Source organism: Streptomyces altiplanensis (genome assembly GCF_053591575.1).
This window is the reverse complement of sequence record NZ_JBSFUB010000033.1, coordinates 1-25,894: the sequence shown is the minus strand read 5'-3', so window position 1 is coordinate 25,894 and position 25,894 is coordinate 1. Positions and strand designations below refer to the sequence as shown.

Here is a 25,894-nt window from a genome sequence, read left to right as displayed (position 1 = left end):
CCATCACGACAGCGGGAAGAAGCCCGGCTGCTCAAGGTGGCCGCCGGAAAGGGCCAGTTGGGGCCTGCTTTCGGACGTGCGTTTCGAGGCGGACGGAGGCCCCGGAGTGATTACGTCACCTGGATGAGGGTGTCGTAGGGTACCGATGCTATTAACTGTCCGATGGTTCCCCCGTGTTGACGGTCGGCCTGCGGTGCTTCCCCCCTGTTCCGAGGCCGATCGAGAGGACTCCGATGTCTGAACCCCCAACTTATTCAGCGCGCCCGGAACCCAGTCGGCCCATCTCCGCGCCCCCGACGCGGGGACGGAAGAGGCACGGCAGAGCGTCGGCCCAGGAGTCTGCCCCGGACTCCCGCTCGCGCTCCGTCTTGCTGCGGCTCGCCGTCGTCCCCGTGGCAGGCATGGCGGTGGTCTCGGCTGCCACCGTCGTATTCGTCCTACTCTCTCAGGAGGGCGCTGCCGACGCCACCACTTGGGCCGTTCTCGCTGCCGCCACTGCTCTCGGCGGCGGTTTCCTGGCCGGCGCCGTGGTCACGTCCCGTTCCGAGGCCCGGGCACGGTCGCAGCGGTACGAGCGCCTGTACCGCACCGCCGCCGCCGGCGAGTTGCACCTGCAGGCCCTGCTGCGTCGGCTGAAGAACGGCGAGCGGCTCGAGCTGCCTCCGTTCGCCCATGAGGCCCCGGCCGAAGGCGATGCGCTCGCCCGTCTCGAATACGCGATCCAGCTCGGCCAGTGGCAGGCCGGGGCGGCCCTCGTCCAGGCGGCCCGCCCTGCCGCGCCCGCCGTCCAGCCTCCCCGGCCGGCCCCGGAGGGAAACCGGGCGAAGGTCGAGGTCTTCGTCAACCTCGCGCGGCGGCTGCAGTCCCTCGTACACCGCCAGATCAAAGAACTCGACGATCTCGAGCGTGAGGTCGAAGACCCCGAACTCCTCAAGCGCATCTTCTTCGTGGACCACTTGGCGACCCGCACCCGCCGGCACGCGGAGAACGTCGCGGTGCTCGGCGGCACCGTCTCCCGCCGGCAGTGGACCCGCCCGGTGGCGCTGAACGAAGTGCTGCGTTCGGCCATCGCCGAGGTGGAGCAGTACTCCCGGGTGAAGCTCGTGCCGCCGATCGAGGGGACGCTGCAGGGCCACGCCGTCGCCGACGTCGTTCACCTGCTGGCCGAACTGATCGAGAACGCCACCGTGTTCTCCGACCCCCACACCCAGGTGCTGCTGCGCTCCCGCATCGTCACGGCCGGCCTGGCCGTGGAGGTCGAGGATCGCGGTCTGGGCATTCCCGTCGAGGACCAGGCCCGGCTCAACGAGCTGCTTGCCGACCCCGACCACATCGACGTCGGCAAGTTGCTCGCCGACGGCCGTATCGGTCTTTTCGTGGTGTCCGCGCTGGCCCGTCGGCACAGCATCCCGGTGACACTGCAGACCAACATCTACGGCGGAGTGCAGGCAGTCCTGGTGCTTCCGCACCGCTTGCTGGGCGAGGAGTCCGTCGCCGCGCCGCAGCAGGGGACCGAGACGCCCCGGCACGCCCCCGCGGCGCCGGTACAGAGCCCTTCCGTCCAGGCCCCGCCGGCACCCCGGACTGCGGCCGCTCAGCAAACGGCCCCGCAGCCGCAGCCACAGCCACAGCCACAGCCGGAGGCCGCCGCGTGGGACCGGCCGCCCACACCGCCGCAGCACTACCGGGCTGCCGAGCCAGTGACACCGAGGAATGACATGCGCTCCCCGGATGCCGGCGCCGAGGACCGGCGGCCTCAGCTGCCCAAGCGCCGGGCACAGGAAAACCTGGTGCCGGAGCTCCGGGAGACGCCCAAGAATCGCACGACGGGGGACGAGCAGGAAGCGGAGCCCACGCCGGGACTACTGGGTGCCTTCCGGCAGGGCTGGGGCCTTGCCGATGACGCGTCCGACGGCAGTCCCGCCGACAGCGACCGCTACTAACCCCCCGAGGAAAGAGAACGCCACCGTGAGCGACATCCGTACTGGCCACGCCGACCGGCTCGACTGGCTCCTGCAGAACCTGTTGGTGAAGGTGCCGGGGACCCGGCACGCACTACTGCTGTCCTCCGACGGCCTGAAAAGGGCCGTCGCTTCCACGAAGGCCGAACACGGCGTGGATCTCGACGACAACGCGGCAGACCGCCTGGCCGCTCTGGCATCAGGGCTCAGCTCCCTCGGACGTGGAGTCGGCCAGCATTTCGCCGACGGCGGCGAGGTGCGTCAGGTGGTGGTGGAGCTGACCACCGCATTGCTCTTCGTCTCCTCGGCCGGCAGCGGCGCCGTACTCGCCGTGCTCGCCGGGCCGAATACCGACCCCGGCACGCTCGGCTACGAGATGGGCATGCTCGTGAAGTCCGTACGCCCGTTCCTCTCCACGCCTGCCCGCCAGCCGATGGGTGCACCGCTCGAGGGCAGGCTTTGAGGATGACGGACGAGCCAGACGCGCTCTGGGTCGACGACGAGGCCGGGCATCTGATCCGGCCCTACACCGTTGTCGAGGGGCGCACCCGCCCCTCGACGCACTTTGATCTTCTGACGTTAGTGCTCGCGACCGGCGCGCGGCCGCAGACCTATCTGGGACCTGAACACGAGCAGGCCCTGGACCTGTGCGACGGCCCCATTTCGGTGGCCGAGGTGGCCGCCCACATGAGGTTGCCGGCCGTCGTCACCAAAGTACTTCTCGCCGACCTCGTGCAGCACGAGGCGCTCACCACACGGGCGCCTCGTGCCATCGAGTCGGCGGCCCTGACCGATCGAGAGACACTGGAGGCGGTGCTGCGTGGCCTACGAAAGCGGCTCTGACCCCTTTCCCACCGCCCTGAAGATCCTCATAGCCGGGGGCTTCGGGGTCGGCAAGACCACCTTCGTCGGAGCGGTGAGCGAGATCGAGCCGCTGAGCACCGAGGAGCGGCTGACCCAGGCCAGCGCCGGCACGGACAGCCTGGTCGGCGTCGAGGACAAGTCGACCACGACCGTGGCCATGGACTTCGGCCGCATCACCCTCGACAAGGACCACGTCCTCTATCTGTTCGGCACACCCGGGCAGGAGCGGTTCTGGTTCATGTGGGACGAACTCTCCGCGGGCGCGCTCGGGGCGGTGGTCCTCACCGACACCCGCAGGCTCGAGGACTGCTTCGGCGCCGTCGACTTCTTCGAGCGGCGCGGCATCGCGTTCACAGTCGCCGTCAACGAATTCGACGGCGCCTACCACTACACCCCCGATGAAGTCCGCGCGGCCATCGACCTCAAACCCCATGTGCCCGTCGTGATGTGTGACGCGCGCCAGTGCGCCTCAGCGACCAGCGTGCTGATCGCACTCGTACAGCACATCCTCAGCTTCGCTCCCGGGACGCCGGTGGCAGAGCCCGATCTGACGCACTGACCCTCGCTCAACGCAACCGTCCCCCCTCAGCCGAACGGAACACCATGTCCCCCTCTGAAGCCGACGACCTCTCATCCGACCCGACCGGCCATCTGCGCCTGAACGCCGACGACCGCGACGCACCGGCCCGAATCGCCCGTCTGCGCGAGCTCGGCCTGCGAGGGGACAGCCCCGTCCCGGAGTTCGACCATTTCGCCCGGGACCTGGCCCACAAGCTGGGTGCGCGCTATGCGATGGTCAACTTCATCGATGAGCACCGCCAGTTCTTCGCCGGCCTCTACACCCCTGATTCCGACCGCACGGTCGAGCTGGCGCCGCAGGAGCAGCAGGGCCAGGTCGGCCGGGAGATGGCTCTGGACTACGGCTTCTGTCCGCACGTCGTTCTGCGGCGGAAGGCGTTCCCCCTGGAAGACGTGTTCGACTATCCGAGGTTCGCGGGGAATCCGGTCGTGAACGAGCTGGGCATCCGCACGTATCTGGGTACACCGCTCATCGACCCCGTCACGGACATGCCGCTCGGGACGATCTGCGTGGTGGACACGGAGGCCCGGCAGTGGGGGTCCCGGGGCGTCGAGACCATCAAGTTCATGGCGCAGCAACTGGTCGACCGCATCCACAACGCGGAGACCCGGGACCGGCTCTGAACAAGAGGAGCCGGCCGCGCTCCGCGGGAGGGGCCTGACCAGGTGCGGGAGTCACGGACACGGCACTGTGCCCGTGACTTCTCTCCGTCTCACATCGCGTGGCCGGCCGTCGCCAGCCGCTCCTCTTCGCGGTGCTCCGGGGGCGCGGTCCGCACCAGGTGCGCCAGGCGCTCGGACCACTGGCCCTTGGCCGTTCCGAGCGCCACTTCGCCCAGGCGCAGCAGCTGTACGTCGGAGGTGCCGGCGGGTGCGTAGATGTGCTGCGCGTCCCGCAGGAACCGCTCGACGGGGCGGTCGGTGAAGAGGCCCGCAGCGGCGTGGATGTTCATCGCGTCGCGGGCCGAATCGACGGCGGACTCGTAGTTGAGGTATTTCGCGTTCATGAGCTCCGCGTCGCACGGCAGCCCCTGGCCGAGCAGGTGCACGGCGTGGTAGGCGGCCAATCGCGCGGTCATGAGCCGGTGGTGCATCAGGCCCAGCTTCATCTTGATGTTGTTGAGCTCGCCGAGCGGTGCACCGTACCGCTCACGCTCGAGGCAGAAGGCCCGGGTCTCGTCGTACACGGCCTGGTGAATGCCCAGACTGACCGCGGCGAGGTTGGCCCTGCCGTACAGGATCGAGGAGCTGTAGGCCACGGCGAGGCCCTGGCCCTCCTCACCGAGGCGGTTCGCCGCCGGCACCCAGCAGTTGTCGAACCGCAGCTCGCCGAAGGAAAATCCGTGCAGCCCCATGGCGGGCACCTGCTCGGCCAGCGAGAAACCGGGGCGGTCGGACTCGACGAGGAAGGCCGACAGCCCCTTCGATCCGGGGCCGGTACGGACGACGACGCCGTGCAGATCACCTACGTGGCTGTTGCCCACGAAGACTTTTCTGCCATTGAGAAGGTAGCCGTCGCCGTCACGGACCGCGGTGGACTCCATGCCGAGGACGTGGCCGCCCGACTGCGGCTCGGTCACCGCGATGGTCGGCAGCACGTCTCCGGCGGCGATGGGCGGCAGCCAGGTCCGCTTCTGGAGGTCGTTGCCGAAGTGGATGATCTTGGCGACGCCCAGCTGGCTGGCTTGGACCATCGCCCCCATCGCTCCGCTGACACGGGCGAGCTCCTCGATGATGATCGTCTTGGCCAGGTGCCCGGCGCCCATCCCCCCGTACGCACGGTCGATGGTCGCGCCGATCCAGCCCTGCCGGGCGATCAGACGGGACAGCTGGTGCGACGCGGTGCGCGAGGCCTCCATCTCGGGTATTCGAGGCCGCACTTCGCGCTCGGCGAAGTCACGCACTTGCCGTCGCAGGTCTTCGTGGGACTCGTTGGCGAAATAACGTTCCACGACAAGCCTTCCTCCGCGCTTCCCCCGCGTCCAGAGGGGACGCGGAGGTCGTACGTCGGGCAGCAGTTCCCCGTCCCAGACTGGCCGACAGCAATATGATCTACAACCCGACCCTTCACAGCCAAGATCGTTTACTGTCTTTGGCCAAAATGCTACGCATTGTAGTTTGAATCAAACTGTGCGATACGGAAGGCGTCTTGCTCACATACTGATACGCACGGTACTGAAGCTGCGTGTGGGAAAGCACAGTTGCTCCGCCTCGCCATCGGCCTGCCCACCAGGCATGTGCCCGGGGGAGCAGGGACTCGCACAGGGCGGAAACCAGCCACCGAGGCCCGTTTCGCCGGGCTCCCATGTTTGGCACCGGCACCTGTCGCGTTTCGGCCGCGACTGAACCGGCGCTCACGCGCGCGTGCGGACGCATGGGCCGGTTCCGTACCCCCGGAACCACCCGAGGGCGTTCTCGCGCTCCGCACCTCGGGTGGTCAGCCCCGGTTTCCGCGGGCGGCTTCGGCGATACGCCGGACCGTGCCTGCCGTCCGACGCCGGCTCCCCGCCCCAGCGAAGGGGCACCGCACCGGCCAGTCGTCTGTACCGGGGCATGGCGGCGTCCCGGATCGCACGCTCGTCGTCGACCTCTTGCAGGAGGGCCCCGATCACGAGGTCGGCCAGGTCATTTCCGAAGACGGCAGGGTCTACGGATTCAGTCTCGTCTCGACCGGGCGGCGGAGCACGGGGCGCGCGGTGCCTGCCTCCGCGACTGGACCGGCATCACCGAATCGTGGCGGACCGGATCTCCGGCTGCTCGGACCGCGGACGCCTTCGCCCTCGCCGCGCGATCGGGCTGCGGGCTGCGGGCTGCGGGCTGCGGGCTGCGGGCAGGCAGACGACGTTCGGGGCGCCGAAGGGCGCGAGGCAGTTCCCGCCCCGGTGGGACCTGCCTGCTGAAGTGACGGGCACAGTCGCGCCGGAAGGGTGCCCCGCAGGTGTGCGTTCGCACGAGCACGGGGCACCCCTGTCGATCCGGCGGGAGCGTCAGTTCCCCTCGGTTTCGAAGGTGCGCAGCACATCGGCAGCGACGCTCACGGCAATGGTCGCGGGGTCCTTGCCGGTGATGCCGGCCAGCCCGATCGGGGTCTTGATCCGGTCGATGGCGGCCTCGTCGTGACCGCCCTCGGTGGCGAGGCGTTTGCGGAACCGCGCCCACTTGGCCGCCGACCCGATCAGCCCGATGGAGCCGAGGTGGGTCGTGCGCAAGGCGGCGTCGCACAGAGCGGCGTCCTCGGCGTGATCATGGGTCATGATCAGGACGTGGGTGCCGCGCGGCAGATCCGCCAGCACCTCCTCGGGCAGCAGCGGCGTGTGGTGCACGTGCACCTGCGCCACCGCGTCCGCCAGCACGCCGAGCCGCTCCTCCGCGAGGAGGTCCGAGCGGCTGTCGATCAGATGGAGGTCGAGGTCCTGACGTGCCAGGACGCGCGCCAGTTCCAGCCCGACGTGCCCGACGCCGAAGACCGCCACCGCCCGCAGCACCGGCAGCGGTTCGAGCAGCACCGAGACCGTGCCGCCGCAGCACTGCACGCCGTGCTGGTTGGTCACCTTGTCGTTCAGGGCGAAATCGATCAGCTCCGGTTCCGGCTTGGACGCGCCGATCATCTCCCGGGCCCGGTCGATCGCGACGGCCTCGACATTGCCGCCGCCGATCGAGCCCCACGTCTCGGTCCGTCCCACGACGAGTTTCGCGCCGGCGTCGCGCGGGGCATGGCCGCGTACGGTCGCGACGGTCACCAGCACGCCGGTCTCCCGGCGCGCTCGCAGCCGTGCGACCGCGGCGATCCACGTCATGTCAGGCACCGCTCAACGCTTCCGCGTCGGTTCGGACCGTGCCGTCGACGGGCCCGTTCCCGGCGTGGCCGTTGGTGGCAGACCCGTTGCGGGCGTGGCCGTCTGGGGAGGCGGCCCCCCGGCGAGCCGCCTGGATCGCCCAGTACACCGCCTCCGGCGTCGCGGGCGAAGCCAACTCGACACCGACCCCGCTCGGCCCGAACGCGGCGGCGGCCTGCCGCAGCGCTTCCCGTACCGAGAACGCCAGCATCAGCGGGGGCTCACCCACCGCCTTGGACCCGTACACCGCGCCCTCTTCGGTGGCGTGCTCCAGGAGCGTGACGTTGAACTCCTCGGGCATCTCCGAGAAGCTCGGCAGCTTGTAGGTGCTCGCGGCCTGGGTCAGCAGCCGGCCGCGGTTCGGCCCGTCACTGGCGTCCCAGCGCATGTCCTCGAGTGTCAGCCAGCCCGCGCCCTGCACGAAACCACCCTCGACCTGACCGATGTCGATCATCGGGGACAGACTGTCGCCGACGTCGTGCACGATGTCCACCCGCCGGATGCGGTACGCGCCGGTGAAGCCGTCCACCTCCACCTCAGCCGCGGCGGCGCCATGGGCGAAGTACTTGAACGGCGAGCCCCTGAACGTCTTCGCGTCCCAGTGCAGACCCTCGGTCCGGTAGAAACCGGCCGCCGACAACTGAACCCGCTGGAAGTACGCGGTGCGCACCAGATCGTCCCAGGCCAGCTCCTTGTCACTGCCCAGCGTGCGCGCGACGCCCCCGACGATGCGTACGTCCGAGGCGTTCGAACCCAGCTGGGTGGCGGCCACCTGCATCAGCCGCTCGCGCAACTGCTCGCAGGCGTTCTTCACCGCCGCGCCGTTGAGGTCCGCCCCGGCACTGGCGGCGGTGGCGGAGGTGTTGGGCACCTTGTCGGTCCGCGTCGGGGCCAGCCGCACCTTGTGCAGCGGGATGCCCAGCGTGGTCGCGGCCACCTGCAGCATCTTGGTGTGCAGTCCCTGGCCCATCTCGGTGCCGCCGTGGTTGATCAGGACCGAGCCGTCCTTGTAGATCAGCACCAGCGCGCCGCCCTGGTTGAAGGCGGTGAGGTTGAACGAGATGCCGAACTTGAGGCCGGTGATCGCGAGTGCCCGCTTGGTGTGCGGGTGCGCGGCGTTGAAGGCGGCGATCTCGCGCTTGCGATCGGCGATGCCGGCGTTGTCCTTGACCTGCTCCCAGACGGCGGAGATCCGTTCGGGCTGGACGACCGGCTGTCCGTACGGCGTCGACTGACCCTGCCGGTAGAAGTTGCGCTCCCGCAGTTCCATCGGGTCCAGGCCGAGCAGGGGCGCGCACCGGCCCATGATGTCCTCGATCACCAGCATGCCCTGCGGTCCGCCGAAGCCGCGGAAGGCGGTGTTGGAGACCTTGTTGGTCTTGGCGATGCGACCGGTGATGCGCGCGTTGGGGATCCAGTAGGTGTTGTCGATGTGGCACAGCGCGCGGGCCACCACCGGCTCGGAGAGGTCCAGGCTCCAGCCGCCGTCCGCGGTCAGGGTGGCGTCCAGGGCCTGGATGCGGCCGTCGGCGTCGAACCCGATCTTCCACTGGGCGTGGAACCCGTGCCGCTTACCGGACATGGTCAGGTCCTGGGTCCGGTTGAGCCGCAGCCGAACCGGCCGGCCGGTCAGCTTGGCGCCGAGCGCGGCGACGGCCGCGAACCCGTGCGGCTGCATCTCCTTGCCGCCGAAGCCGCCACCCATCCGCAGGCACTGCACGGTCACCTCGTGGCTGTGCAGACCGAGCACGTGCGCGACGATTTCCTGGGTCTCCGAAGGATGCTGGGTGCTGCTCTGGACGAACACCTGCTCGGCCTCGTCGACATGGGCCAGTGCCGCGTGCGTCTCCAGGTAGAAGTGCTCCTGGTCGGAGAACTGGAACTCGCCGGTGAACACGTGCGCGGAGTCGGCGAAGCCGGCGTCGACGTCGCCGGTCAGCATCGCCGGCCGGGCGCCGTGAAAACTGCCCGCCGCGATCGCGTCCCGCAACATGATCAGGGAGGGCTGTTCGTCGAGTTCCACCTCGACGGCCGCCGCCCCGATCCGGGCCGCTTCCAGGGTCTCGCCGAGCACCCAGGCGACCGCGTGGCCGTGGAACATGACCTCGTCGGGGAACAGCGGTTCGTCGTGCTTCATCCCGGCATCGTTGACGCCGGGCACGTCGGCCCCGGTCAGTACGCGGACCACACCGGGCACGGCGAGCGCGGGCTCGGTGCGCAGCGCGGTGATCCTGCCGTGGGCCTTCATGACCTGGACCGGGTAGGCGTGCAGCACGTCCTTGGTGCGATGGACCAGGTCGTCGGTGTAGAGCGCGGCGCCGGTGACGTGCAGGACGGCACTCTCGTGCGGCATGGAGACACCGACGACAGGCTTCTCGGGGCGATCGGACAGATGGCTCATGACGGCACCGCCTCGGTGGTTCGCGCGTACAGCTTCAGCAGGCTCTGGCCGAGCATCGCGGAGCGGTACTCGGCGCTGGCGCGGTGATCGTTCATCGGCGTGCCCTCGCCCCGCAGCACCCGGGCCGCGGCCTCGACGGTCTCCGCCGCCCATGGCCTGCCCTCCAGGGCCGCCTCGGTGACGAGGGAGCGGATCGGGGTGGCGGCCACGCCGCCCAGGCCGATGCGTGCCGTGCGGACGATCCCGTCCTCGACGTCGAGCGCGAAAGCGACTGCCACGCTGGAGATGTCGTCGAAGCGCCGCTTGGCGATCTTGTGGAAGGCCACGACCGGCGACAGCGGCAGCGGGACGCGCACCGCGCGGATCAGTTCGCCGGGACGGCGCACGCTCTGCCGGTAGCCGGTGAAGTAGTCCGCGAGCGGGACCTCGCGCTCGCCGTCGGCGTCGGCGAGCACCACCGATGCCTCCAGCGCGAGCAGTACCGGTGGGCTGTCGCCGATGGGAGAGCCCGTACCCAGGTTGCCGCCGAGGGTCGCACCGTTGCGGATGAGCCGGGAGGCGAACTGCGGGAACAGCTCTGCCAGCAGCGGGACGCGGCCGTCGAGGCGGCGTTCGATCTCGGTGAGCGTCAGCGCCGCCCCGATCTCGATGGAGTCGGATCCGACCCGCAGCTCCCGCAGTTCGGGCAGCCGGTCGACGGCGACCACGCAATCCGCCCGGCGGGAACGGATGTTCACCTCCACGCCCCAGTCGGTGGAGCCGGCGACCACCACCGCGTCGGGCCGCTCGCGCAGCAGCTGGAGCGTTTCGGTGAGGGTGCTCTTCCGCAGGAACGCGGCGTCGTCCCGGGTGTACGCGGTGGCGACCGGTGCGGGCGGGGACTGCTCACGACGCTGCGCCAGCGGGTCCTCGTCGGTGGGCGTACCGACGGCGAACGCGGCATCGCGGATCGGGCGGTAACCGGTGCAGCGGCACAGGTTGCCGCTCAGCGCGTGCAGGTCGAACCCGTTCGGACCGTGCTCGGCGTCAGCGCTGTCGGCCGGGTCCGCGCCGCCGGCCGGGTCCGGGTGTGCGCAGCGGTCGGGCCGGTAGTACTCGGCGGCCATGCTGCAGACGAACCCCGGTGTGCAGTAACCGCATTGGGAGCCGCCGCGAACCGCCATCTCCTCCTGCACGGGGTGCAGGGTGGGCGGCTTGCCGGGTTCGCCGGCGGTGGCGAGACCTTCGGAGGTGATGATCTCCTGGCCGTCGAGCGCCGCGACCGGGACCAGGCAGGCGTTGACCGCCACCCAGTCGGTGGGCTTGTTCACCCCGGGACGGGCCACCAGGACCGAACAGGCGCCGCATTCACCCTCGGCGCAGCCCTCCTTGGTGCCGGTGAGACCACGCTCGCGCAGGAAATCCAGCACGGTGGTGTGGGGCGCGGCCGGTGAGATAGGTGCGTCTTTCCCGTTGACCGTGATCCGCGCCGCTACCACGACAGGCCTTCGTTCCGGTGCGCGATCGGTCGATTCATCATGTTCGCCAATTTCAGGCAGCTTTCTGTGTTCAGACGCGCCACGTGGGAGAAACGGGCGCAAAACGGCACGCAACAGCGACGTGCCGGAAAATGGTGAGGGGGAACCCGAAGCGTGCCGCGAAGGGGCACATCAGAACGGCGTGTTCAGCAGCCGTGTGCGATTCGACCCGGAACCCAGACCGTACGGCGGGCGAGGCGACCGAGATCAGAGCTGGTGTACATCCGCTGGTCGCCTCCTTCCGGTAGTCATGGGTCGGCGTCTACCGCAAAGTAGTGGCCGGGGTCACCGAGGTCAAGAGGTGGGCCCCGGCATGGGGGTCCTGCCGGGTGACACAGCGGCGGATCATGCTGCCCTGTTTCCTTGTGGCCGGCGTGGCCGACGTGGTCGGCGCCGGGGTGGGGCTGGAGGTCGAGCGGGCCGAACTCACCTAGCCAGAAGGTGACTTCGGGCTCGTGGTCTTCGGGCGTGCCCTCGGCGTCTTCACCACGGGCATGTCCTGTGCGGACAGCAGCACCATCTGTGCGCGCCGCCAGGTCACCACCGGCCCTGTGTCTGCGCGGACGATCCGCAGCAGCCGCCGCCCCTCGCCGTCATCGGTCTACGCGGACCCGTACTCGCTGCACCATGGGCCAGCAGCCTTGTGGCAGACCCTCTTGTGGCATCCACGTTCGGCTGGTCACCACCGCTCATGGACTCACCGTATCCAGGCAGGGCGGACGTCGTCCGAGTCGGAGCCCGACTGCTGCCCGGCCGGCCCGCGAAGACAGGCGGGCCCGCCGGAGCCGGCCATCCGTGGTGTCGTCCGCCCGGCCTGCCGCTATTGAGGTGCGATCGCCCCGACCCAGTCGTCGACGGTGACAACATCCGCCCACTGCGGGAACAGCCGCTCGATGAGGACCCGGTGCACCTCCGGGTCGGTGTCCAGGCAGGCGTCGGAAAGGACGGTGAGGCCGAAGTCCAGGTCGTTCGCCCGGCACAGGGTGGACAGCACCACAGCGCTGGTGGCGATGCCGGTGAGCACGAGGCTGTCGATACCGCGCGCCCTCAGCACCACGTCGAGATCGCTGCCCGAGAACGCGCTCGCCCGCCTCTTGGTGACCACCACGTCGCCCGGCCGGGGCGCGACCTCGGGGTGGATCTCGGTGCCTGGTGCGCCCTCGACGTAGAGGCCGGCCTGTGCGACGGCAGTGAGAGCCCTGTTGCGCGTGCCGACTTCCGGGAAGCCGGGACGTAGCGCGATGACCACGTAGATCACGGGGATGTCCGCCGCCCGGGCCCCGTCGATCGCCCTGCGCAGGCGTGACAGATATCCGGAGTCGCCGCCTGCGATGTCCACAATGGCCCGTTGGACGTCCATCACAAGAAGGGCGCTGCCCATGTCGTCTCCAGGAACGAAGTCGGTTCGCGTTGAAACAGGCCAAGTTCTGATGTTCGGATCCTACGCGGCCTCGGGCACGGTGGTGATGAGCCCGCCGGGCAGGACGGGACGGGCACGGGCTCCCAGCCGGCAGGTCGTACGACGCATGGTGAGGGGCGCCGGGCCGGGCTGTCGGCCTCGGTGTTCTCCAGACAGCAAGGCGGCCTTCGCCCGATCATGTGCACCGGCCACGGCGCACCGACCACGCCGAAGACCGTGAGGCGAGTCTGCCGCCTGACGCTGCGACAACGGCGGGCCGGTGGCGGGCCGATGGCGGCCCGGGACGAACGGACGGCCGCCGAAGCACGGGCCGGGGCTTCGCTTCGCCCAGCCGGAGCTGCCGAGCTGCCGGGCCTGGACACACTCCAAGAAGCGCAGCAGCTCCTCCCGCGGCGGGGTGCCGGACACACGGTTCCACGGCCCCGCACACAGCTCAGGCGTTCGCGCGGCGGCCTTCGGATTGGGGACCGTACCAGTCCAGGCACAGGACGGTGGCGTCGTCCCTCACGTGGCCGTTGCAGGCGTCGGTGACCGCGGCGACCAGGGTGCGCACGACCTCGCGGGGGTGCTCGGCTGCGGTTTTACGGATGAGGCCGGGCAGGTCGGCGGTTTTCGCTTGACGTTCTTGCATGCCGTCGGTGTAGAGCACGAGGCGGTCGCCGGGGCGCAGGTCGAGGTCCTGTACCCGGTACGGGCCCTGCCCGGCGACGCCGAAGGGCAGGTCCGCGGCCGGGTGCAGTTCGTCGACTGTGCCGTCGCGCAGCCGTAGCGGCCCGGGGTGGCCGGCGTTGACGAGCTGGGCGCTGGTCCCGTCCAGGGCGATGCGCAGCAACTGCCCGGTGGCGAAGGTCCGTCGGCCGTGGTCGAGGAGGGCCTGGTGTGCCTGGCGGGCCTGTTCGGCAAGGTCCGCCCCAGCACGGCGGGCACCGCGGGAGGCGTTGACCAGAAGGGTGGCGATGAGTGAGGCGTCGACGTCGTGGCCCATGGCGTCGGTCACGGACAGGTGCAGGGTGTCGTGGTCGAGGGTGTAGTCATAGGTGTCACCGGCGATGTCGGAGGCCGGGACCAGAGCGCCGGCGAGGGCGAACTCGGCGGCCTCGCAGGAGGGGGCCGAGGGCAGGAGCTGGCGCTGGATCTCCGCGGCCAGGCTGACCGAGGTGGTGCGGTTGCCCCAGTGGTAGAGGTCGGTGAACCGGCGGTCGGTGACGATGATGTACGCCAGCGCGTGCGCGGCCTCTTCGACCTGCTCCAGCACGTCCTGTGTGACCTCGGTAAGGAACAGCTCCAGGACCCCGATGGTGTCGCCGCGGTTCGTGACAGGGGCGAGCACCCGCTGCCCCTGCTCGCCCTCGGGCGCCCGCACCAGTTTCTGGGTACGCAGGACCTCGTCGTAGATGCTGCCGGCGAGAGGGACCTGATCGGCGTGGCGCCCTCGTTGCCCGGCCGCCTTCTCACTGACCCGCAGCAGGCGTCGACCGACGACGTCGACGAACAGGAACGACACGTATCTCGCGCCGAACCGGTCACGCAGGTTGCGCGCCACGACATCGAGGGAGCCCACCGGTGCGGCATCCTCCGCCGCTGCCAGCACCTCCGCCAGTCCGATCCGATCACGCACCACATCTGCCTCCTTCAAGTTGCGGATTCTTCTGCCCGCTGTCTCGACAGGCATCACAGTTGCGGCACATGCTGCGGCACATACGTGCTTCGACCAGGGAACAAAGGTTCGGTGGCGCGCGCTCGAGGTTCGCTGTCGCGGGACAGAGGACAAGCGCTGTCCTCAGAGGTCTTCGTCCGGACGAGCGTGCAACCACAAGAGTGCTCCGGTGCCCGCCCGCTGAGCCAGCCGCTAAACAGCGCTGACCTCGTACGCGTGTCCCCCTGTCGCTGGAGCAGCCCATCGGCTGGGGTCCTCCGTGGTCACGGTGCCGTCCCCGCCGCTCCGGGGCCGTACCCGAGCCGATCCCAGAAGGACGGGCTCGGGGCGCTCCCGCGCGGCCTGAACACGCGAGGGGCCCTGGTGCTGGATGGCACCAGGGCCCCGGGGGTCAACACCATCTACCGGCTGCTTCTGCGCCGGATTCCTGTTTCCGCTTCTCCGCCCAGGGGGATGGGCGGGGATTCGGGGATCGCTGTCGCGTGACCGGGGACCACCTTCCTTTCGGGGGCCTTCGGTACCCGGGCGGACTCTTCCTCGCCCGGGCGATCCTGATGGCGTCCGCCTCCTTTTCCTTGCGATCAACCTGTCGTACTGCTGGAACCGCGGAACCGCTCGCGGCCCCTTTGAGCCGTCGGCCCGGCAGCCGGCCTCAGAACCCTGGCGCATCCGGCCCCGAGGTGCCGCTGCCGTGCCACGACTCACCCGAACCTGCAGGCGCGGCGGTTCTTCTCTGCCGCGCCTCTGTGTGCGGCCCTGACTACGAGAAAAAACCTACTCCGCCACACAGCAATGTCTACTACCGACACAGCAGGTTTCCTCCCGCCGGAGACGCTGGGACTCCGTCACCCCCGGGCGGAAGCCGCTTGTGCGGGCACGCCGCCCGTTCCGCGAACCGGCCCAACCCCTCCAGGTGGGGTGGACGTGCGGGAACGGCACGGAAATGGCCAACCCGAGCACCTCGCACCGGACGACGGGTGCCAGTACGGCCGGTGCGCATCGCGCCCGTGCCATCGTCCGAGCACTCACCGACAGCCTCACCCCCGCGCCGGCCGCGACACGGTCAGCGCCGCAGCCGGTGACCCCGGCCCCGCTCCCCCGCGCGCGGTCGTCCCCGGCCTCAACAGCGGCAGCGGAGTCTTCGGCCGGCCCACGGTCCGCCGCCCGACCGGCAGCGCGACCGTCACAGCCGGCCCTGGCTCCGGCAGAACGATCAACGCCGTGATGGCCCGGGCTCATGGCAGCCCGGCGGGGTGAGCGGGTGCGGCGGAGCAGAGACGGGCGTGGTTCCAGCAGGACAGCGGAGTGCATGCGCCCCTGCGTCACAGGCGCAAAAACCCAAGGTGACGCGTACGGCCTCGCCGGGGGGCCAGTCAGCTCAATCGTCCGGCCCCGGTTGCGGCATTCCGGGAATGCATGACCCTTGGGCAGGGATACTTTCGACAGAGCGGGCAGACGACAAGTATTGGATTCGACCGATGCGTGCCGCGAGAGCATCAGCCTCCTGCAGGGGTGCACAACTGTTCATGGGAGTGACGGCCGTATGGACCTCGCGGGACCACCGGAGGGCCCTCTGCGTGACCTGCCGGTCCAGGTGGCTGAAGCCGCAGAAGCTTTGGTGACCGCGTGGACACAGGCGTCTCGCGCCACATCGCCCCGGCTGCCGGCGCCCCAGTGGGAAGCACTGCTGATCCTGCGGCGCAAGCCCGGTATCAACCTCACGCGGCTGGCCGATGAAATCGGTGCCACTCCACCTGCTGTCAGCAGGCTGTGTGATCGCCTCGAAGCAGCCGGCCTGTTGCGCCGCGAACCCGGCCGCACCAGTCGGCGGGAGATCGAGCTGGTCCTGACGACAGCGGGAAACGAACTGATCGGTGCCCTGCTCGCCCGCCGCTGCGCACGATTCGGCGAGGTGCTCAGCCGAATGCCCCCAGCCGAACATACGGGCCTCCTGAACGGATTGCTGGCCTTCTCGAAGGCTGCTCAGCTCACCGAAACCGACCAGGCGGAGGGGTAACCGGGGCAGCCGGCCGGTCCGTCGGAGCGGCGGAGTGCCGGTCACGCCGGGGCGGGCCTGCCGCGCCAGTCCATGCACACGACGGCGGCGTCCTGCGCGAGGTCGTGACTGCCGTGGTACTGCACCAGTCCGTCGACCACGGCGCGGGCTGTTTCGTGCGCCGACGAGCTGCGCGTGGCGGCGATGGTCTCGCGCAGAGCGTCCTCACCGAAGAACCTGCCGTCCCGCGACCGGGCCTGGTGCACGCCGCTGCTGACGACGACCAGACGGTCTCCCGGTTCCACGGTCAGTGACTGCTCGTAGTACTCCGTTTCCTCGAACATGCCCAGTGGCATCTGCGCGTCCAGCTCGATCAGCTCCACCACCTCCTGCCGCAGGCGGAAAAGCTGTGGGGAACCCGCGTCGACCACCTGAACCTGCCCGGTGGCCAGATCGAAGCGCAGCAGGAGGGTCGCCGAGTAGAGCGCTCCCGCGTACTCACCGTAGATGGCCTGGTCGGCGAGGGATGCCTGGTCGGCGAGGGAGATCCCGGCCCTGCGGGCGTTGCGCAGCGCGCTGACCGTGAGGTTGGTCAGGAGAGCTGCCTGGATTCCTGTCCCTTTGCCGTCGGACACCGTGATGGTGAGGTGGCCGTCGGTGCTGGTCCAGTCGAAATTGTCCCCGCCGATCGCATAGGCGGGTTCGAGGTGGGCGCCGAGAGTGTACTCGTCCTGGATGAATCCCCGGCCGGGCAACAGCTGCCACTGCATTTCCGCCGCCAGGGTCAGACGCCTGCGCCTGCGGCCCTGAAGGTAAAGGTCGGTGTCTCGCTCGGCGACGAGCAGTTCATGCCCGATCGCCGTGGCGAAGGCCGCCAGCTCCAGCACGCCCGGAGTTCCCTTGGCCGGCTCCGGCAGATGCACGGACAGCACGCCCAGCCGGTCTCCGCGCACGGTGACGGGAAGGTGCACGGTGACCATGCCCGGCTCCGCCGCGACCTCCACGACCGCGGCCTGCGTCGAAAAGGCGCGGCCGGCCGGGTGCTCCCCGCGTACGGGCACCGCTTCTCCCGTGTGCGGCAGGCAGGTCACGGGTTGGAGCGAGGTCAGACCGTAGTCGGCGAGCAGCAGGCTCACCCAGCGGGCGTCCAGGTAGGCGGCGAGCAGGGAGCGCGCCGTGGACAACAGACGGGTGGGCGGCGCCGCCTCAGGGCGCTTTCGGCCGCACCGAGCCAACCGCTGGACAGGTCAGTCATGATCTCTTCTCTCATCGCCCAGCATCAGGCTGCACGTGGATGGCGAAGGTGTCGATCACCACGGCGCGTTCACCACACCCTCCATCCTGCCTCTGATGGACCCGCATGGCCATCATGGGCAACGGGGACCGTCAGCCTCGTGCCGGAGACACGGTGGGTGAATCCGGCAGCACAGGAACAGTTGCCGGGCGGCAACGATACCGGTCGTCGGCGCGGCGCTGTGCCCGGCCCTCGGCGGGCGAAGGCCCTCGGCCTGACGGGGGCTCATGCGCCACCCGTCCAGTGACGCGGACGTGGCCGATGATTTTTGTGGCTTTACCTCACCGGCTTCCAGGTTCCGTATGGCTCCGAGATGAACAGTGCGTCCGTTTCCTGGATGATGATCGCGTCCTGGATGGTGATCGTGATTTCTCGCGCGGCAATGACCACTTTGTTCTCAAGATGTCGGTGCTCTTGATGGACCGTTCTCCGTAACAGTCCGCGATGGCTCCTGGATTGCCCCTGTGGTGCGAGAGGTGCCTGGGGCACAAAGCCCACGGCCGGGCCGGCAAGCCGCGTCAACCGGTGTGGGGCAAGCTCTGGGCGATGCCCGCAGAGCGCTCTTGCCCACTGGCCTCGACGGCAAGGCCGAGGTTCGCGGCGGCGGTTTGGAAGGCTTCCAGACCTTCGGCCAGTGCCGCCAATTGCGACAGGGACATTTCCTGCAGCACCGTCTCGACCTCACGTGCCCGAAAAGCCCGGAACTCGGCGAGCACAGCGCGCCCTCGCCTGCTCAGCCGCACCTCGATCTCTCTGCGACTGGTCGCACTCGGGTACCGCTCGACGAGCCCGGCCGCTTCCAGACGGTCGCACAGACGGCTCACGGATGACGGCCGAGTCCCGAGTGCCTCGCCCAACGCTCGTAGGTTGAGACCCTCCTGGCCTTCGAGGGTCGTGAGCGCACGCAGCTGCGAAGGGGAAACGGGACCCGAGGGGGCAGCTTCCTGCCCACGCCCCCAGAGCATTTGAAGGAGCTCCGACACCGCGCATGCGGCGTGAGCCACCTGACCATGATCAGCGGAATGCAGAGTGCGGGGCATTCCACCATTCTCTCACCCGGGAGAGTGATTTGTCAGCTCCCGTCAATTCGTCCGGCGTCCACACGCGTGCCGTCTCTGCCGTGGGGGCGGCTGCCTTGCCCGCCCGGCTTCCGGCTCCGGCCGTGCGCCTGTCCCACCTCAATTGGCAGGGGAAAGGCCGCTGAACCCGCACCGGCCTGCAGCCGTTCATCAGGGTGCTGTCGGTCCGGCCGGGCGGAGAAAGGCGATCAGCCGGATGGGGGTTCGTCACCCGGTTTTTCTGGGAAGCCGGTGTCCACCTCGCGTGTGTTCGGCACGGGCGCTGCCGGTGCGAAAGCCAACGGGGGCCGAACGGTTCAGCAAGGCGAGCGGGACCGTTGCCCGACCGGCACTGGGGCGGGCCCCGGTCCCTGAGGAGCACATGCTCCGGCGCGCACCGGAGCAGTCAGTGGGCGCGGGCGTGGTCATGGCTGGTCACGGCTCCTGGCTTTCCGGCCTTCGGGAAGGTGTGAGGGATGCGGTCGAGAAGGGGCCGCCCAGCGGTCGCGGTCCCGCGTCTCGAAACGGGCAGCATCACGCACCGCTCCCGGTGATGCGGATGACCAGAGCCAGGGTGTCGTCAGAGTGGAGGACCACTGAGCGCATGTCGGCCGCGAGGGAGCCGGGGATCTCGGCCAGCGGCCTGGACGCGTGCCGGCGCGCCGTCTCGACGAGGCGCCTTTCGCCTTCGATCGGGTCCCTGCGGCTCTCGGTGAGGCCGTCGGTGTAGAGGATCAGGAGGTCACCTGGGCCGATGTCGGCGTGCAGGACCTGTTCGCTGCCCGGCAGGGGGAAGCCGATGCCTCTGCCTTTCACCTCGAGGTAGCGGGCCTGTCCGTCGCTCCGGAGCAGGAGCGCGGGAGGGTGGCTGCCGTTGGCCAGCTGCAGCTTTCCGGTCGCCGGGTCCAGCCGGGCCAGGAGCACTGTTGCCATGAGGTCGGGGGCTAAGGGCATGAGGATCTCGTGGGTGCGGGTCAGGATCGACTGCAGGGGATGGCCTTCGAGGGCCAGGGTGCGCACGGCGTGCGTCACGTTGAGGGCGCTGCGGGTGCTGCCCAGTCCGTGGCCGAGTGCGTCGACCACGGTGATGTGCAAAGTGCCGTCGGGCAGCGTGAACCAGTCGTAGAGGTCACCGCCGGTGGGGGCGTTGGGGTCGGCGGGTGCGTAATGGACCCCGAGCTCGAGACCCTCGACGCTCAGCGGCGGCGGCCGCAGCGCGTCTTCGAGTTCCTGCAGGATCAGGCTGTGCGCGCGGCGTAGTTGTTCGTCACGTTCCTCGAGTTGTACGTACAGGGCGAGGACGCCGGCGTTGGTCTCGGCGAGCTCGTGCTTGAGGCGCCGGTGTTCGGCACCGAGCGCGTCGGTCTGGGCGAAGACCGCGCGGAGTTCTTCCTCGACGGCCTGGGTCTCTGTCCATGGCGTCCGGTCCGGCCACGGATCACGTCGGCTTCGGATGTCGTCCGGAAGGCTGCTGGACGCCGGCCGACCTGGTGGGAGCGGGATCGTGAATCTCCAGGTCGCGGAGGTGGGGGACAGTTCCGCGACGGGCAGCGGCAGGCCTGGCGCGGCCAGCGGGCAAGGCGCCTGCGGGCACCGCAAGGTGACAGCCAGGACATAGGAGTCCGCGTCCACCCCCGCTTCCTGGGCCGTGTGCAGCGTGACAGGACGGCCGGCCCGCACTTGGTCTTCGGCCAGGTCGGCGACGGACAGCGCGAGGCGGGCTCTGACGTCTGCCGGCAGCCGGTATGCGCGTGCGAGCCGGCGCACGGCCCGGCGCAGCGGCGGCATGGAGCGGAAGGGGTGGCCTGTCATCGCGATTCCTGGTGTGTCCTGACGGTCAGCACGGTGGCGTCGTCTCGGCTGGAACGGTGCCCGTGGGCGAGGGCCGCGGCCAGCAGAGGTGGGGGCAGGCGCAGCATGAAGTGGGAAGGCGCGTGGGCCCATTGGGCGTGGATGCCGTCGCTGTGGAGTACGGCGGTGGTGTAGGGAGTGAGCGGGATGCTGTGGGTCTGCGGGGCAGGCATCTTCCATCCGACTATCCCCGGCTGTCCGGTCAGACGGTGGTCCACGCCGCGAGGAGAGGACGCCAGCGCACGGACGTTTCCTATCCCGCAGTACTGCGCGTGGTCGGCGTACAGGCGCAGCACGCCGACCGCCGCTCCCCTGGAGTGACGCAGCGCTCGGTGCAACACGCTCATGAGCCGGGACAGCGGTTGATCCGCCACGGGACGGAAGGCGCGCAGCGCAATCTGCGCGGCTTCGGCGGCCTGAGGCCCGTGACCGAGCCCGTCGACGACGATCGCGGTGCGGATCTTGTCGTTCTCCACGATCGCGCCGGTGTCACCGCACTCTTGTTCGCCCTCGGCCGCCAGACACAGGAACCCCACATCCTGCGCAGGACGCGGCCGGCCGGGCGGGGCGAGGCGGGCGGAAACCAGAGTGCCGGTCCCGGCCTCGGTACGGATGATGAGATCGGTCGCGATCCGGCTGACCGCCCCCAGGCCGGCGCCCAGGGTGCCGGTGGTGGTGTATCCGTCGGTGAGGCAGCGTTGCAGCTCGGACATGCCCGGTCCGCGGTCCGCGGCGAGGATCTCCACACCGGCGCCCAGCGGGAGCGGCTGGACGTACAGGGCACCGTTCCTGGCGTGCTTGACGAGGTTGCTGGCCAGCTCGGAGGCGACGACCGCAGCCTGATCGGGCATCGCTCCCGGCAACCGCCCGGCGCACGAGCGGGCCACGTCGGCGGCCAGCTGGACAGCGCTGTGGTGATCGATGCGCACGAAGGCGGTCGGCCTGGTCGTCGTTCGTGTCACCGGTGCGCCCAGCGAGTAGTGATCACTGTCATCCCGGCTCCGGGCTTCGTGTGCACCTCGAAGTCATCCATCAGGCGACGCGCGCCGCCCAGGCCGTGGCCGAGTCCCGCCCCGGTGGTGAAGCCGTCGGTCAGCGCCGACTCGAGATCGGCGATGCCCGGTCCCTCATCGCTTATCGTCAGCCGCACGCCCTTCACTCCATGGCGGTACGGGAGTTCGATGGTCAGGACGCCTCCTCCGCCGTGGATGTAGGCGTTGCGCGCCAGCTCACTGGCGGCCGTCACCACCCGTGTCTGATCGACGAGGCCGAAGCCGGCGGCGAGGGTCGCCGCCCGCACCGCATGGCGAACCGCAAGCAGGTCTTCCTCGGTGGTCAGTGCCACCTCGGCAGTGGGTTCCGCCGCGGCGCCGCTGGGCGTGGGGCGGCCCTCGGCAGGGGCGGGAGCAGGGGTGCCGGAGGTTGTCTTAGCGAGGTGCGTCATGTCGGGCCCCTTCCGGGGGCTGCGAACCTTGGTGCCAGCCCAGGGCAGCCATGCCCTGTTCAGCATTGAGAGCCGTTTCCACGCCGACGAGTTCGATCCCGAGTTCGACCAGCGTGATAGCGACGGGCGGCCGCATCCCGGCCACGATCACGCGTGCGCCCAGCAGCCTGGCCATCGTGGTCAACTCCATGAGCGTACGCGCTACGAACGAGTCGATGATCTCGAGCCGGGAGATGTCAATCAAGACGCCGCGTACGCGATCGGCCGAGATGCGCTCCGTGAGCTCATGCGTGAAGGCCAGAGCGGCTTTGTCGTCCAGCTCGTTGAGCAACCCGGTGACCAGCACGTCGCCCAGGCGCAGAAGGGGAACGCCGCTCGAACGGCCGGTCACCGAAGGACCGGTGCCTCGGACGGGACCAGGGAGCCGGCAGTGAGTTTGATCGCCTCGGACAGGGCGTCCGCGAGGGTGGCCCGGGTCATGATCGTGGACAGGTCGATGCCCAGTTGGGCGACGGTCTGCGCGATCGGCGGTCTGATACCGCTGATGATGCAGTCCGCCCCCATCAGCCGCACCGCGTTGACGGTCTGCATCAGATGGTGTGCCACAGCGGTGTCCACGGTCGGCACACCGGTGATGTCGATGATCGCGACCGTGGCTTCCTGGTCCTGGATGGCCTGAAGCAGGTTCTCCATCACCACCTGCGTGCGCGCGGTGTCGAGTGTGCCGATCAGTGGAACGCCCAGTACCTGCCGCCAGAGCCGGACCACGGGGGTCGAAAGCTCCAGCAACTGCCTGCTCTGCCTGCGGATGATTTCCTCGCGCCCCTCGACGTAGGTGTCGAAGGACAGCGCGCCTGCCGCGTCCAGAAGCTGGTTGATCAGCAGTGCCGCGGAGAAGAGCTCCCCGCTGTCCTGCGTGCTCTCCTGCACGGCTTCCAGCAGCACCTCCTTCAGCGCGAGCACGGCCAGCGACGTGGCCGTCGGGGACTCGCCGCTCCTGGCTCTGCGCAAGGAGAGTTCGGTGACCGCACGGTTGAGATCGGCGTGGGAGGCGACGACGCGCTCAACCGGCAGCGGACTCTCGAGGCCGGCGACGACAGCAGCGACCAGAGCGTCGGCCTCCTCGCGCAGCTCTGTCTCCCGTATGCCGGTACTCAGAGCGGCGCGCTGCACCTGAAGCCGGACCCACCGGTCCGCCACCTCATCGACGCGGCCCTCCATGGCGCCGACGACACACTTACGCGCCGTCATCTCGCTACTGTTCACCCGGGCTCCCTTCGCGCATCGCCGACGGCAACGCCCGGCCGGGTGCTCCACTCAGTTCGATTGTTGCCATGCAGCAAATATAATCACGTGGCACACGTCCATGGGAAGCGGATGCAGGCCTCCCCGCGAGGCGCCCGGCGGCACATGCCCGAAGCGCCTGATCAAAGGCGGGTCCCGGAGACCTGCGGCTCGCTCCCTGGCCAAGCGAGTTCGGGAAGCGAACCCGGCCGTCGGCCGATACCGGCGATCTGCCGCTTCCATCCGATGGCGCAGTTCAAGAGGCCGCTGGAGTTTTGCACCCTTAATCCAGTGATCCAGGCCGGGAGCGAGAAGCTCGCCGCCACTCGCCGGGCAGCGGCAGGCGACAGAGACCGGTTCGCAAACGGGGCTGGAACTCCGACTCTCCGGCAGCCAGTTGGATCCGGACCTTCACGTTCAGCGGCGTCGGCAAGGCCCTTCTCAAGAGCACTGTTCGGATCAAGAGCACTGTTCGGAATCGGTGCGGCCGAACCAGTCCAGGCACAAGACCAGCGCGTCGTCTTCAGCGTCCGCGTCGCGGTACGACGCCAGTTCCTGCAGAAGCGCCCGCGGCACCGCAGCAGCCGGCAACAGGCCGACAGACTGGATGGCGCGCGCCAGAGCGCGCTCCCCGTACGCCTCGCCGGCCCCGGAGGGAGCGCCGTAGACGCCGTCGCTGACGAAGATCAGGCGATCGCCGGGCAGTGCCTGGATCTCCTGGGCCACATATGCGGTCTCATCGAACATTCCCAACGGGAGTTGCGCCTCGAAGCCGACGTGCTCCACGACCTTGCCCCTTTGCCGCCACAGTTGAGGTGATCCGGCATCCACTACCCGCCCGCGCCCGGTGGCCAGCTCGAAGGACAGCAGCAGGGTGGAAACGTAGACCTCTCCGCGGTACTGCGCGTAGATGGCCTGGTCGGCCAGGGCGGCCTGGTCGGCGATGTCAACGCCGGCCCTGCGGGCATTGCGCAGGGCGTTGACCGCCAGGTTGGTGAGCAGGGATGCCTGGATCCCGTCACCCATGCCGTTGGTGACGCTGAGGGTGAGGCTCTCGGCCGTGCCCGACCAGTCGAAGTTGTCGCCGTGGATGTCGTAAGCAGGCTCAAGCTGCGCCCCGATCGCGTACTCGGGACGCGCGCAAGCCCTGGCGGGCAGCAGCTGCCACTGCATCTCCGATGCCAAGGTGAGGCGGCTGGCACGCCGGGCCTGCAGGTACAAGTCCGTGTCGCGCTCGGCGACGACGATTTCGTGCCCGAGCACTTCAGCGATCTCGGTGAGTTCCTCGACGGTGTCGGGCGTGCATCTGCGTTCAGGAAGACGCACGGTCAGGATCCCGAGCCTGTCTCCGCGGACCGTCACCGGCAGATGCAGGTCAACGGCCCCGTCTTGAGCCACGTACTGGCCGAACGGCTCCTGGCTGCCGAACGCGCGGCCTTCCGGACTGGATTCCACCGACAACGGCTGCGCCGTATGAGGCAAGGCCGTCACCGGCTGCAGGCAGGTGAGGCTGTAGTCGGCCATCAGCAGGTCGACGTCAACGGCCTCGTAGTACTCGATCAGAGCGGCTCGCACTCCGTCGAAGAGCGCATGGGGTGCGGCCGACCGTACAGCTCGCCCCGCAGCCAGAAGGTTCTTCACCATAAGACCATTTCGCATAAAAGTTGATCAACCAGGAAGCATAGGCAGGCACCCGCCCGAGGGAGGCGGAGTGCCTGCCTATGCCCCTGAGTGCCCCCACGAGGGCCCTTTACGTCTACAGGAGTCGCCTCAAAATATTGCCCCACGGCAAATATTTACCTTATCGAAGCGTCGGCGCGCCAGGCAGGCGTGTGTCCACGCCATGCGGCCTGTTTTCAGGCGGGAAGCCGGAGACCGCCGCGTCAGGGACTCCGCCGCCGCCCGCAGGGCGCACAGCCTGGGCGGTGCGGTAACACGTTCTTACGAACGGGTGCGTGATCGCGGGTGAGTGTGTCAGCGGCGGGGACGGCGTGACCCGATCGCGACGGCCGTGGTCAACCGGGGAGTTCTCGCGCATCGGCTGTTCACGGGGTGTCCCGTCAGCATCCGGGCCGTCTGACCGAGGAGTCGGCCGCTCCACTCACCCGTGCCGTCGGGGAGATACGTACGCCGCCTGCCGATCGGGGCTGTGCGGTGCCCGACCGCCCTGGCCTGCAACTTCGGCCTCTGGCCCAGGTGTTCGCCCATGCGCGGGACGAGGGCATCGAGCTGTGGCTGGACGCCACCGAGGTCCAGGTCCGCCGGCCTGTGGCCGGCCACCGCGGTCACACGTTGTGGACCGATGCCCTGCGGCCTGGGCGGATGCATGACGCGACCATCGCACGCACCGAAGGCACCGGTGTCTGTTTCCAGGACTTCCCCAACGTCGAGGTGCTGCCGGGCAACGGCTGCCCCGGCCGGGCGATCCTCCCGCCCGGAAAGGCGAACGAGATCAGGCCGCCCGAGGTCCGCGAATCCGTCGGCGGGCCCACCACCCTCACTCATCCCGACGCGTCACCGTCGAACACACCCTCGCCGACCGCAAACACGGGAAGCAGTTCCTTCGCCGGACCCGCCAACGGCTGACACCGGCCCGCGGCCCAGGCCCCACACATGCACCAGCTCGTTATGTGGCCACGGGCCCGATGGGGACTCGGGCCTTGACGCGTTTGCCGGAGGGCTCGCGCTGCGCCTCGAAGCCCTCGCACACCGCGGTGACGATCTCCAGACCG

At 69.3% G+C, this 25,894-nt stretch carries 22 protein-coding genes and 1 pseudogene; 8 read left to right on the top strand and 15 right to left on the bottom strand.

Going from position 1 to position 25,894, the window contains the following annotated elements:
• The first annotated feature begins 401 nt into the window (after positions 1-401).
• Genes ACWD0Y_RS16890 through ACWD0Y_RS16870 form a run of 5 tightly spaced genes read left to right on the top strand, consistent with a single transcriptional unit; the run spans position 402 to position 4,028 of the window.
• Positions 402-1,943 carry a sensor histidine kinase gene (locus tag ACWD0Y_RS16890; protein ID WP_450261117.1) on the top strand — a complete coding sequence of 514 codons (1,542 nt, stop codon included), beginning with the start codon at positions 402-404 and terminating at the stop codon, positions 1,941-1,943.
• A gap of 25 nt (positions 1,944-1,968) precedes the next feature.
• Entirely contained in the window at positions 1,969-2,424 is a 456-nt protein-coding gene (locus ACWD0Y_RS16885) for a roadblock/LC7 domain-containing protein (protein WP_450261116.1), read from the top strand.
• A gap of 2 nt (positions 2,425-2,426) precedes the next feature.
• Positions 2,427-2,804, top strand: a complete 378-nt coding sequence (locus tag ACWD0Y_RS16880; RefSeq protein WP_450261115.1) for a DUF742 domain-containing protein — start codon at positions 2,427-2,429, stop codon at positions 2,802-2,804.
• Positions 2,782-3,384: a GTP-binding protein gene (locus ACWD0Y_RS16875; protein WP_450261114.1), complete on the top strand. Its 603-nt coding sequence runs from the start codon at positions 2,782-2,784 to the stop codon at positions 3,382-3,384. Before ACWD0Y_RS16880 ends, ACWD0Y_RS16875 begins: the two co-directional genes overlap by 23 nt.
• 44 nt (positions 3,385-3,428) lie before the next feature.
• Positions 3,429-4,028 (top strand): GAF domain-containing protein, encoded by a 600-nt coding sequence (locus ACWD0Y_RS16870; RefSeq protein WP_450261113.1) that lies wholly within the window; start codon positions 3,429-3,431, stop codon positions 4,026-4,028.
• An 89-nt stretch (positions 4,029-4,117) separates the two neighbouring features.
• Here the strand turns inward: ACWD0Y_RS16870 and ACWD0Y_RS16865 are convergent, their stop codons facing one another.
• From ACWD0Y_RS16865 to ACWD0Y_RS16850, 4 genes are all read right to left on the bottom strand, one after another.
• Entirely contained in the window at positions 4,118-5,356 is a 1,239-nt protein-coding gene (locus ACWD0Y_RS16865; RefSeq protein WP_450261112.1) for an acyl-CoA dehydrogenase family protein, read from the bottom strand.
• 1,035 nt (positions 5,357-6,391) lie between these two features.
• Entirely contained in the window at positions 6,392-7,201 is an 810-nt protein-coding gene (xdhC, locus tag ACWD0Y_RS16860) for a xanthine dehydrogenase accessory protein XdhC (protein WP_450261111.1), read from the bottom strand.
• Between the two features lies 1 nt (position 7,202).
• A complete protein-coding gene (gene xdhB / locus ACWD0Y_RS16855; protein WP_450261110.1) occupies positions 7,203-9,641 on the bottom strand; it encodes a xanthine dehydrogenase molybdopterin binding subunit in 2,439 nt (812 codons plus the stop codon).
• Positions 9,638-11,119 (bottom strand): xanthine dehydrogenase small subunit, encoded by a 1,482-nt coding sequence (locus ACWD0Y_RS16850; protein WP_450261109.1) that lies wholly within the window; start codon positions 11,117-11,119, stop codon positions 9,638-9,640. The genes xdhB and ACWD0Y_RS16850 overlap by 4 nt, the downstream gene beginning before the upstream one ends.
• Positions 11,120-11,433: 314 nt before the next feature.
• On the opposite strand from ACWD0Y_RS16850, the gene ACWD0Y_RS16845 reads away from it, so the two are divergent.
• The gene (locus tag ACWD0Y_RS16845; RefSeq protein WP_450261108.1) at positions 11,434-11,592 is read left to right on the top strand and encodes a hypothetical protein; all 159 of its coding nucleotides are present in this window, start codon (positions 11,434-11,436) and stop codon (positions 11,590-11,592) included.
• A gap of 47 nt (positions 11,593-11,639) precedes the next feature.
• On the opposite strand, the pseudogene ACWD0Y_RS16840 reads toward ACWD0Y_RS16845, so the two are convergent.
• From ACWD0Y_RS16840 to ACWD0Y_RS16830, 3 genes and pseudogenes are all read right to left on the bottom strand, one after another.
• Positions 11,640-11,787: pseudogene (locus ACWD0Y_RS16840) on the bottom strand (IS630 family transposase); the annotation flags it as partial.
• A gap of 191 nt (positions 11,788-11,978) precedes the next feature.
• Positions 11,979-12,539 carry a cysteine hydrolase family protein gene (locus ACWD0Y_RS16835; RefSeq protein WP_450261107.1) on the bottom strand — a complete coding sequence of 187 codons (561 nt, stop codon included), beginning with the start codon at positions 12,537-12,539 and terminating at the stop codon, positions 11,979-11,981.
• 472 nt (positions 12,540-13,011) lie between these two features.
• Entirely contained in the window at positions 13,012-14,199 is a 1,188-nt protein-coding gene (locus tag ACWD0Y_RS16830; protein WP_450261106.1) for a PP2C family protein-serine/threonine phosphatase, read from the bottom strand.
• 1,579 nt (positions 14,200-15,778) lie between these two features.
• Here ACWD0Y_RS16830 and ACWD0Y_RS16825 point away from each other — a divergent pair.
• Positions 15,779-16,252 (top strand): MarR family transcriptional regulator, encoded by a 474-nt coding sequence (locus tag ACWD0Y_RS16825; protein ID WP_450261105.1) that lies wholly within the window; start codon positions 15,779-15,781, stop codon positions 16,250-16,252.
• Positions 16,253-16,293: 41 nt separating this feature from the next.
• On the opposite strand, the gene ACWD0Y_RS16820 is transcribed toward ACWD0Y_RS16825, so the two are convergent.
• The 8 genes from ACWD0Y_RS16820 to ACWD0Y_RS16785 form a co-directional block, all read right to left on the bottom strand.
• Complete coding sequence (locus tag ACWD0Y_RS16820; protein WP_450261104.1) at positions 16,294-17,415, bottom strand: PP2C family protein-serine/threonine phosphatase; 1,122 nt, start codon at positions 17,413-17,415, stop codon at positions 16,294-16,296.
• A gap of 628 nt (positions 17,416-18,043) precedes the next feature.
• Positions 18,044-18,565: a MarR family winged helix-turn-helix transcriptional regulator gene (locus ACWD0Y_RS16815; RefSeq protein ID WP_450261103.1), complete on the bottom strand. Its 522-nt coding sequence runs from the start codon at positions 18,563-18,565 to the stop codon at positions 18,044-18,046.
• 552 nt (positions 18,566-19,117) lie between these two features.
• Positions 19,118-20,395 carry a PP2C family protein-serine/threonine phosphatase gene (locus ACWD0Y_RS16810; RefSeq protein ID WP_450261102.1) on the bottom strand — a complete coding sequence of 426 codons (1,278 nt, stop codon included), beginning with the start codon at positions 20,393-20,395 and terminating at the stop codon, positions 19,118-19,120.
• A complete protein-coding gene (locus tag ACWD0Y_RS16805) occupies positions 20,392-21,396 on the bottom strand; it encodes a SpoIIE family protein phosphatase (RefSeq protein WP_450261101.1) in 1,005 nt (334 codons plus the stop codon). The genes ACWD0Y_RS16810 and ACWD0Y_RS16805 overlap by 4 nt, the downstream gene beginning before the upstream one ends.
• Complete coding sequence (locus ACWD0Y_RS16800) at positions 21,393-21,779, bottom strand: ATP-binding protein (RefSeq protein ID WP_450261100.1); 387 nt, start codon at positions 21,777-21,779, stop codon at positions 21,393-21,395. The genes ACWD0Y_RS16805 and ACWD0Y_RS16800 overlap by 4 nt, the downstream gene beginning before the upstream one ends.
• A gap of 82 nt (positions 21,780-21,861) precedes the next feature.
• Complete coding sequence (locus ACWD0Y_RS16795) at positions 21,862-22,269, bottom strand: STAS domain-containing protein (protein WP_450261099.1); 408 nt, start codon at positions 22,267-22,269, stop codon at positions 21,862-21,864.
• Positions 22,266-23,129, bottom strand: a complete 864-nt coding sequence (locus ACWD0Y_RS16790) for an STAS domain-containing protein (protein WP_450261098.1) — start codon at positions 23,127-23,129, stop codon at positions 22,266-22,268. The genes ACWD0Y_RS16795 and ACWD0Y_RS16790 overlap by 4 nt, the downstream gene beginning before the upstream one ends.
• A 492-nt stretch (positions 23,130-23,621) precedes the next feature.
• Positions 23,622-24,806, bottom strand: a complete 1,185-nt coding sequence (locus ACWD0Y_RS16785; RefSeq protein WP_450261097.1) for a PP2C family protein-serine/threonine phosphatase — start codon at positions 24,804-24,806, stop codon at positions 23,622-23,624.
• A gap of 552 nt (positions 24,807-25,358) precedes the next feature.
• On the opposite strand from ACWD0Y_RS16785, the gene ACWD0Y_RS16780 reads away from it, so the two are divergent.
• A complete protein-coding gene (locus tag ACWD0Y_RS16780; RefSeq protein ID WP_450261096.1) occupies positions 25,359-25,748 on the top strand; it encodes a hypothetical protein in 390 nt (129 codons plus the stop codon).
• Positions 25,749-25,894: the final 146 nt, after the last annotated feature.

Bases quoted from the DNA above. Each gene is read 5' to 3' on its own strand.
- xdhC (WP_450261111.1), bottom strand. From the start codon at position 7,201: ATGACGTGGATCGCCGCGGTCGCACGGCTGCGAGCGCGCCGGGAGACC.
- ACWD0Y_RS16815 (WP_450261103.1), bottom strand. From the start codon at position 18,565: ATGCCCCGCACTCTGCATTCCGCTGATCATGGTCAGGTGGCTCACGCC.
- ACWD0Y_RS16890 (WP_450261117.1), top strand. From the start codon at position 402: ATGGCGGTGGTCTCGGCTGCCACCGTCGTATTCGTCCTACTCTCTCAG.
- ACWD0Y_RS16785 (WP_450261097.1), bottom strand. From the start codon at position 24,806: ATGGTGAAGAACCTTCTGGCTGCGGGGCGAGCTGTACGGTCGGCCGCA.
- ACWD0Y_RS16870 (WP_450261113.1), top strand. From the start codon at position 3,429: ATGTCCCCCTCTGAAGCCGACGACCTCTCATCCGACCCGACCGGCCAT.
- ACWD0Y_RS16835 (WP_450261107.1), bottom strand. From the start codon at position 12,539: ATGGGCAGCGCCCTTCTTGTGATGGACGTCCAACGGGCCATTGTGGAC.
- ACWD0Y_RS16810 (WP_450261102.1), bottom strand. From the start codon at position 20,395: ATGACAGGCCACCCCTTCCGCTCCATGCCGCCGCTGCGCCGGGCCGTG.
- xdhB (WP_450261110.1), bottom strand. From the start codon at position 9,641: ATGAGCCATCTGTCCGATCGCCCCGAGAAGCCTGTCGTCGGTGTCTCC.
- ACWD0Y_RS16790 (WP_450261098.1), bottom strand. From the start codon at position 23,129: ATGACGGCGCGTAAGTGTGTCGTCGGCGCCATGGAGGGCCGCGTCGAT.
- ACWD0Y_RS16880 (WP_450261115.1), top strand. From the start codon at position 2,427: ATGACGGACGAGCCAGACGCGCTCTGGGTCGACGACGAGGCCGGGCAT.
- ACWD0Y_RS16825 (WP_450261105.1), top strand. From the start codon at position 15,779: ATGGACCTCGCGGGACCACCGGAGGGCCCTCTGCGTGACCTGCCGGTC.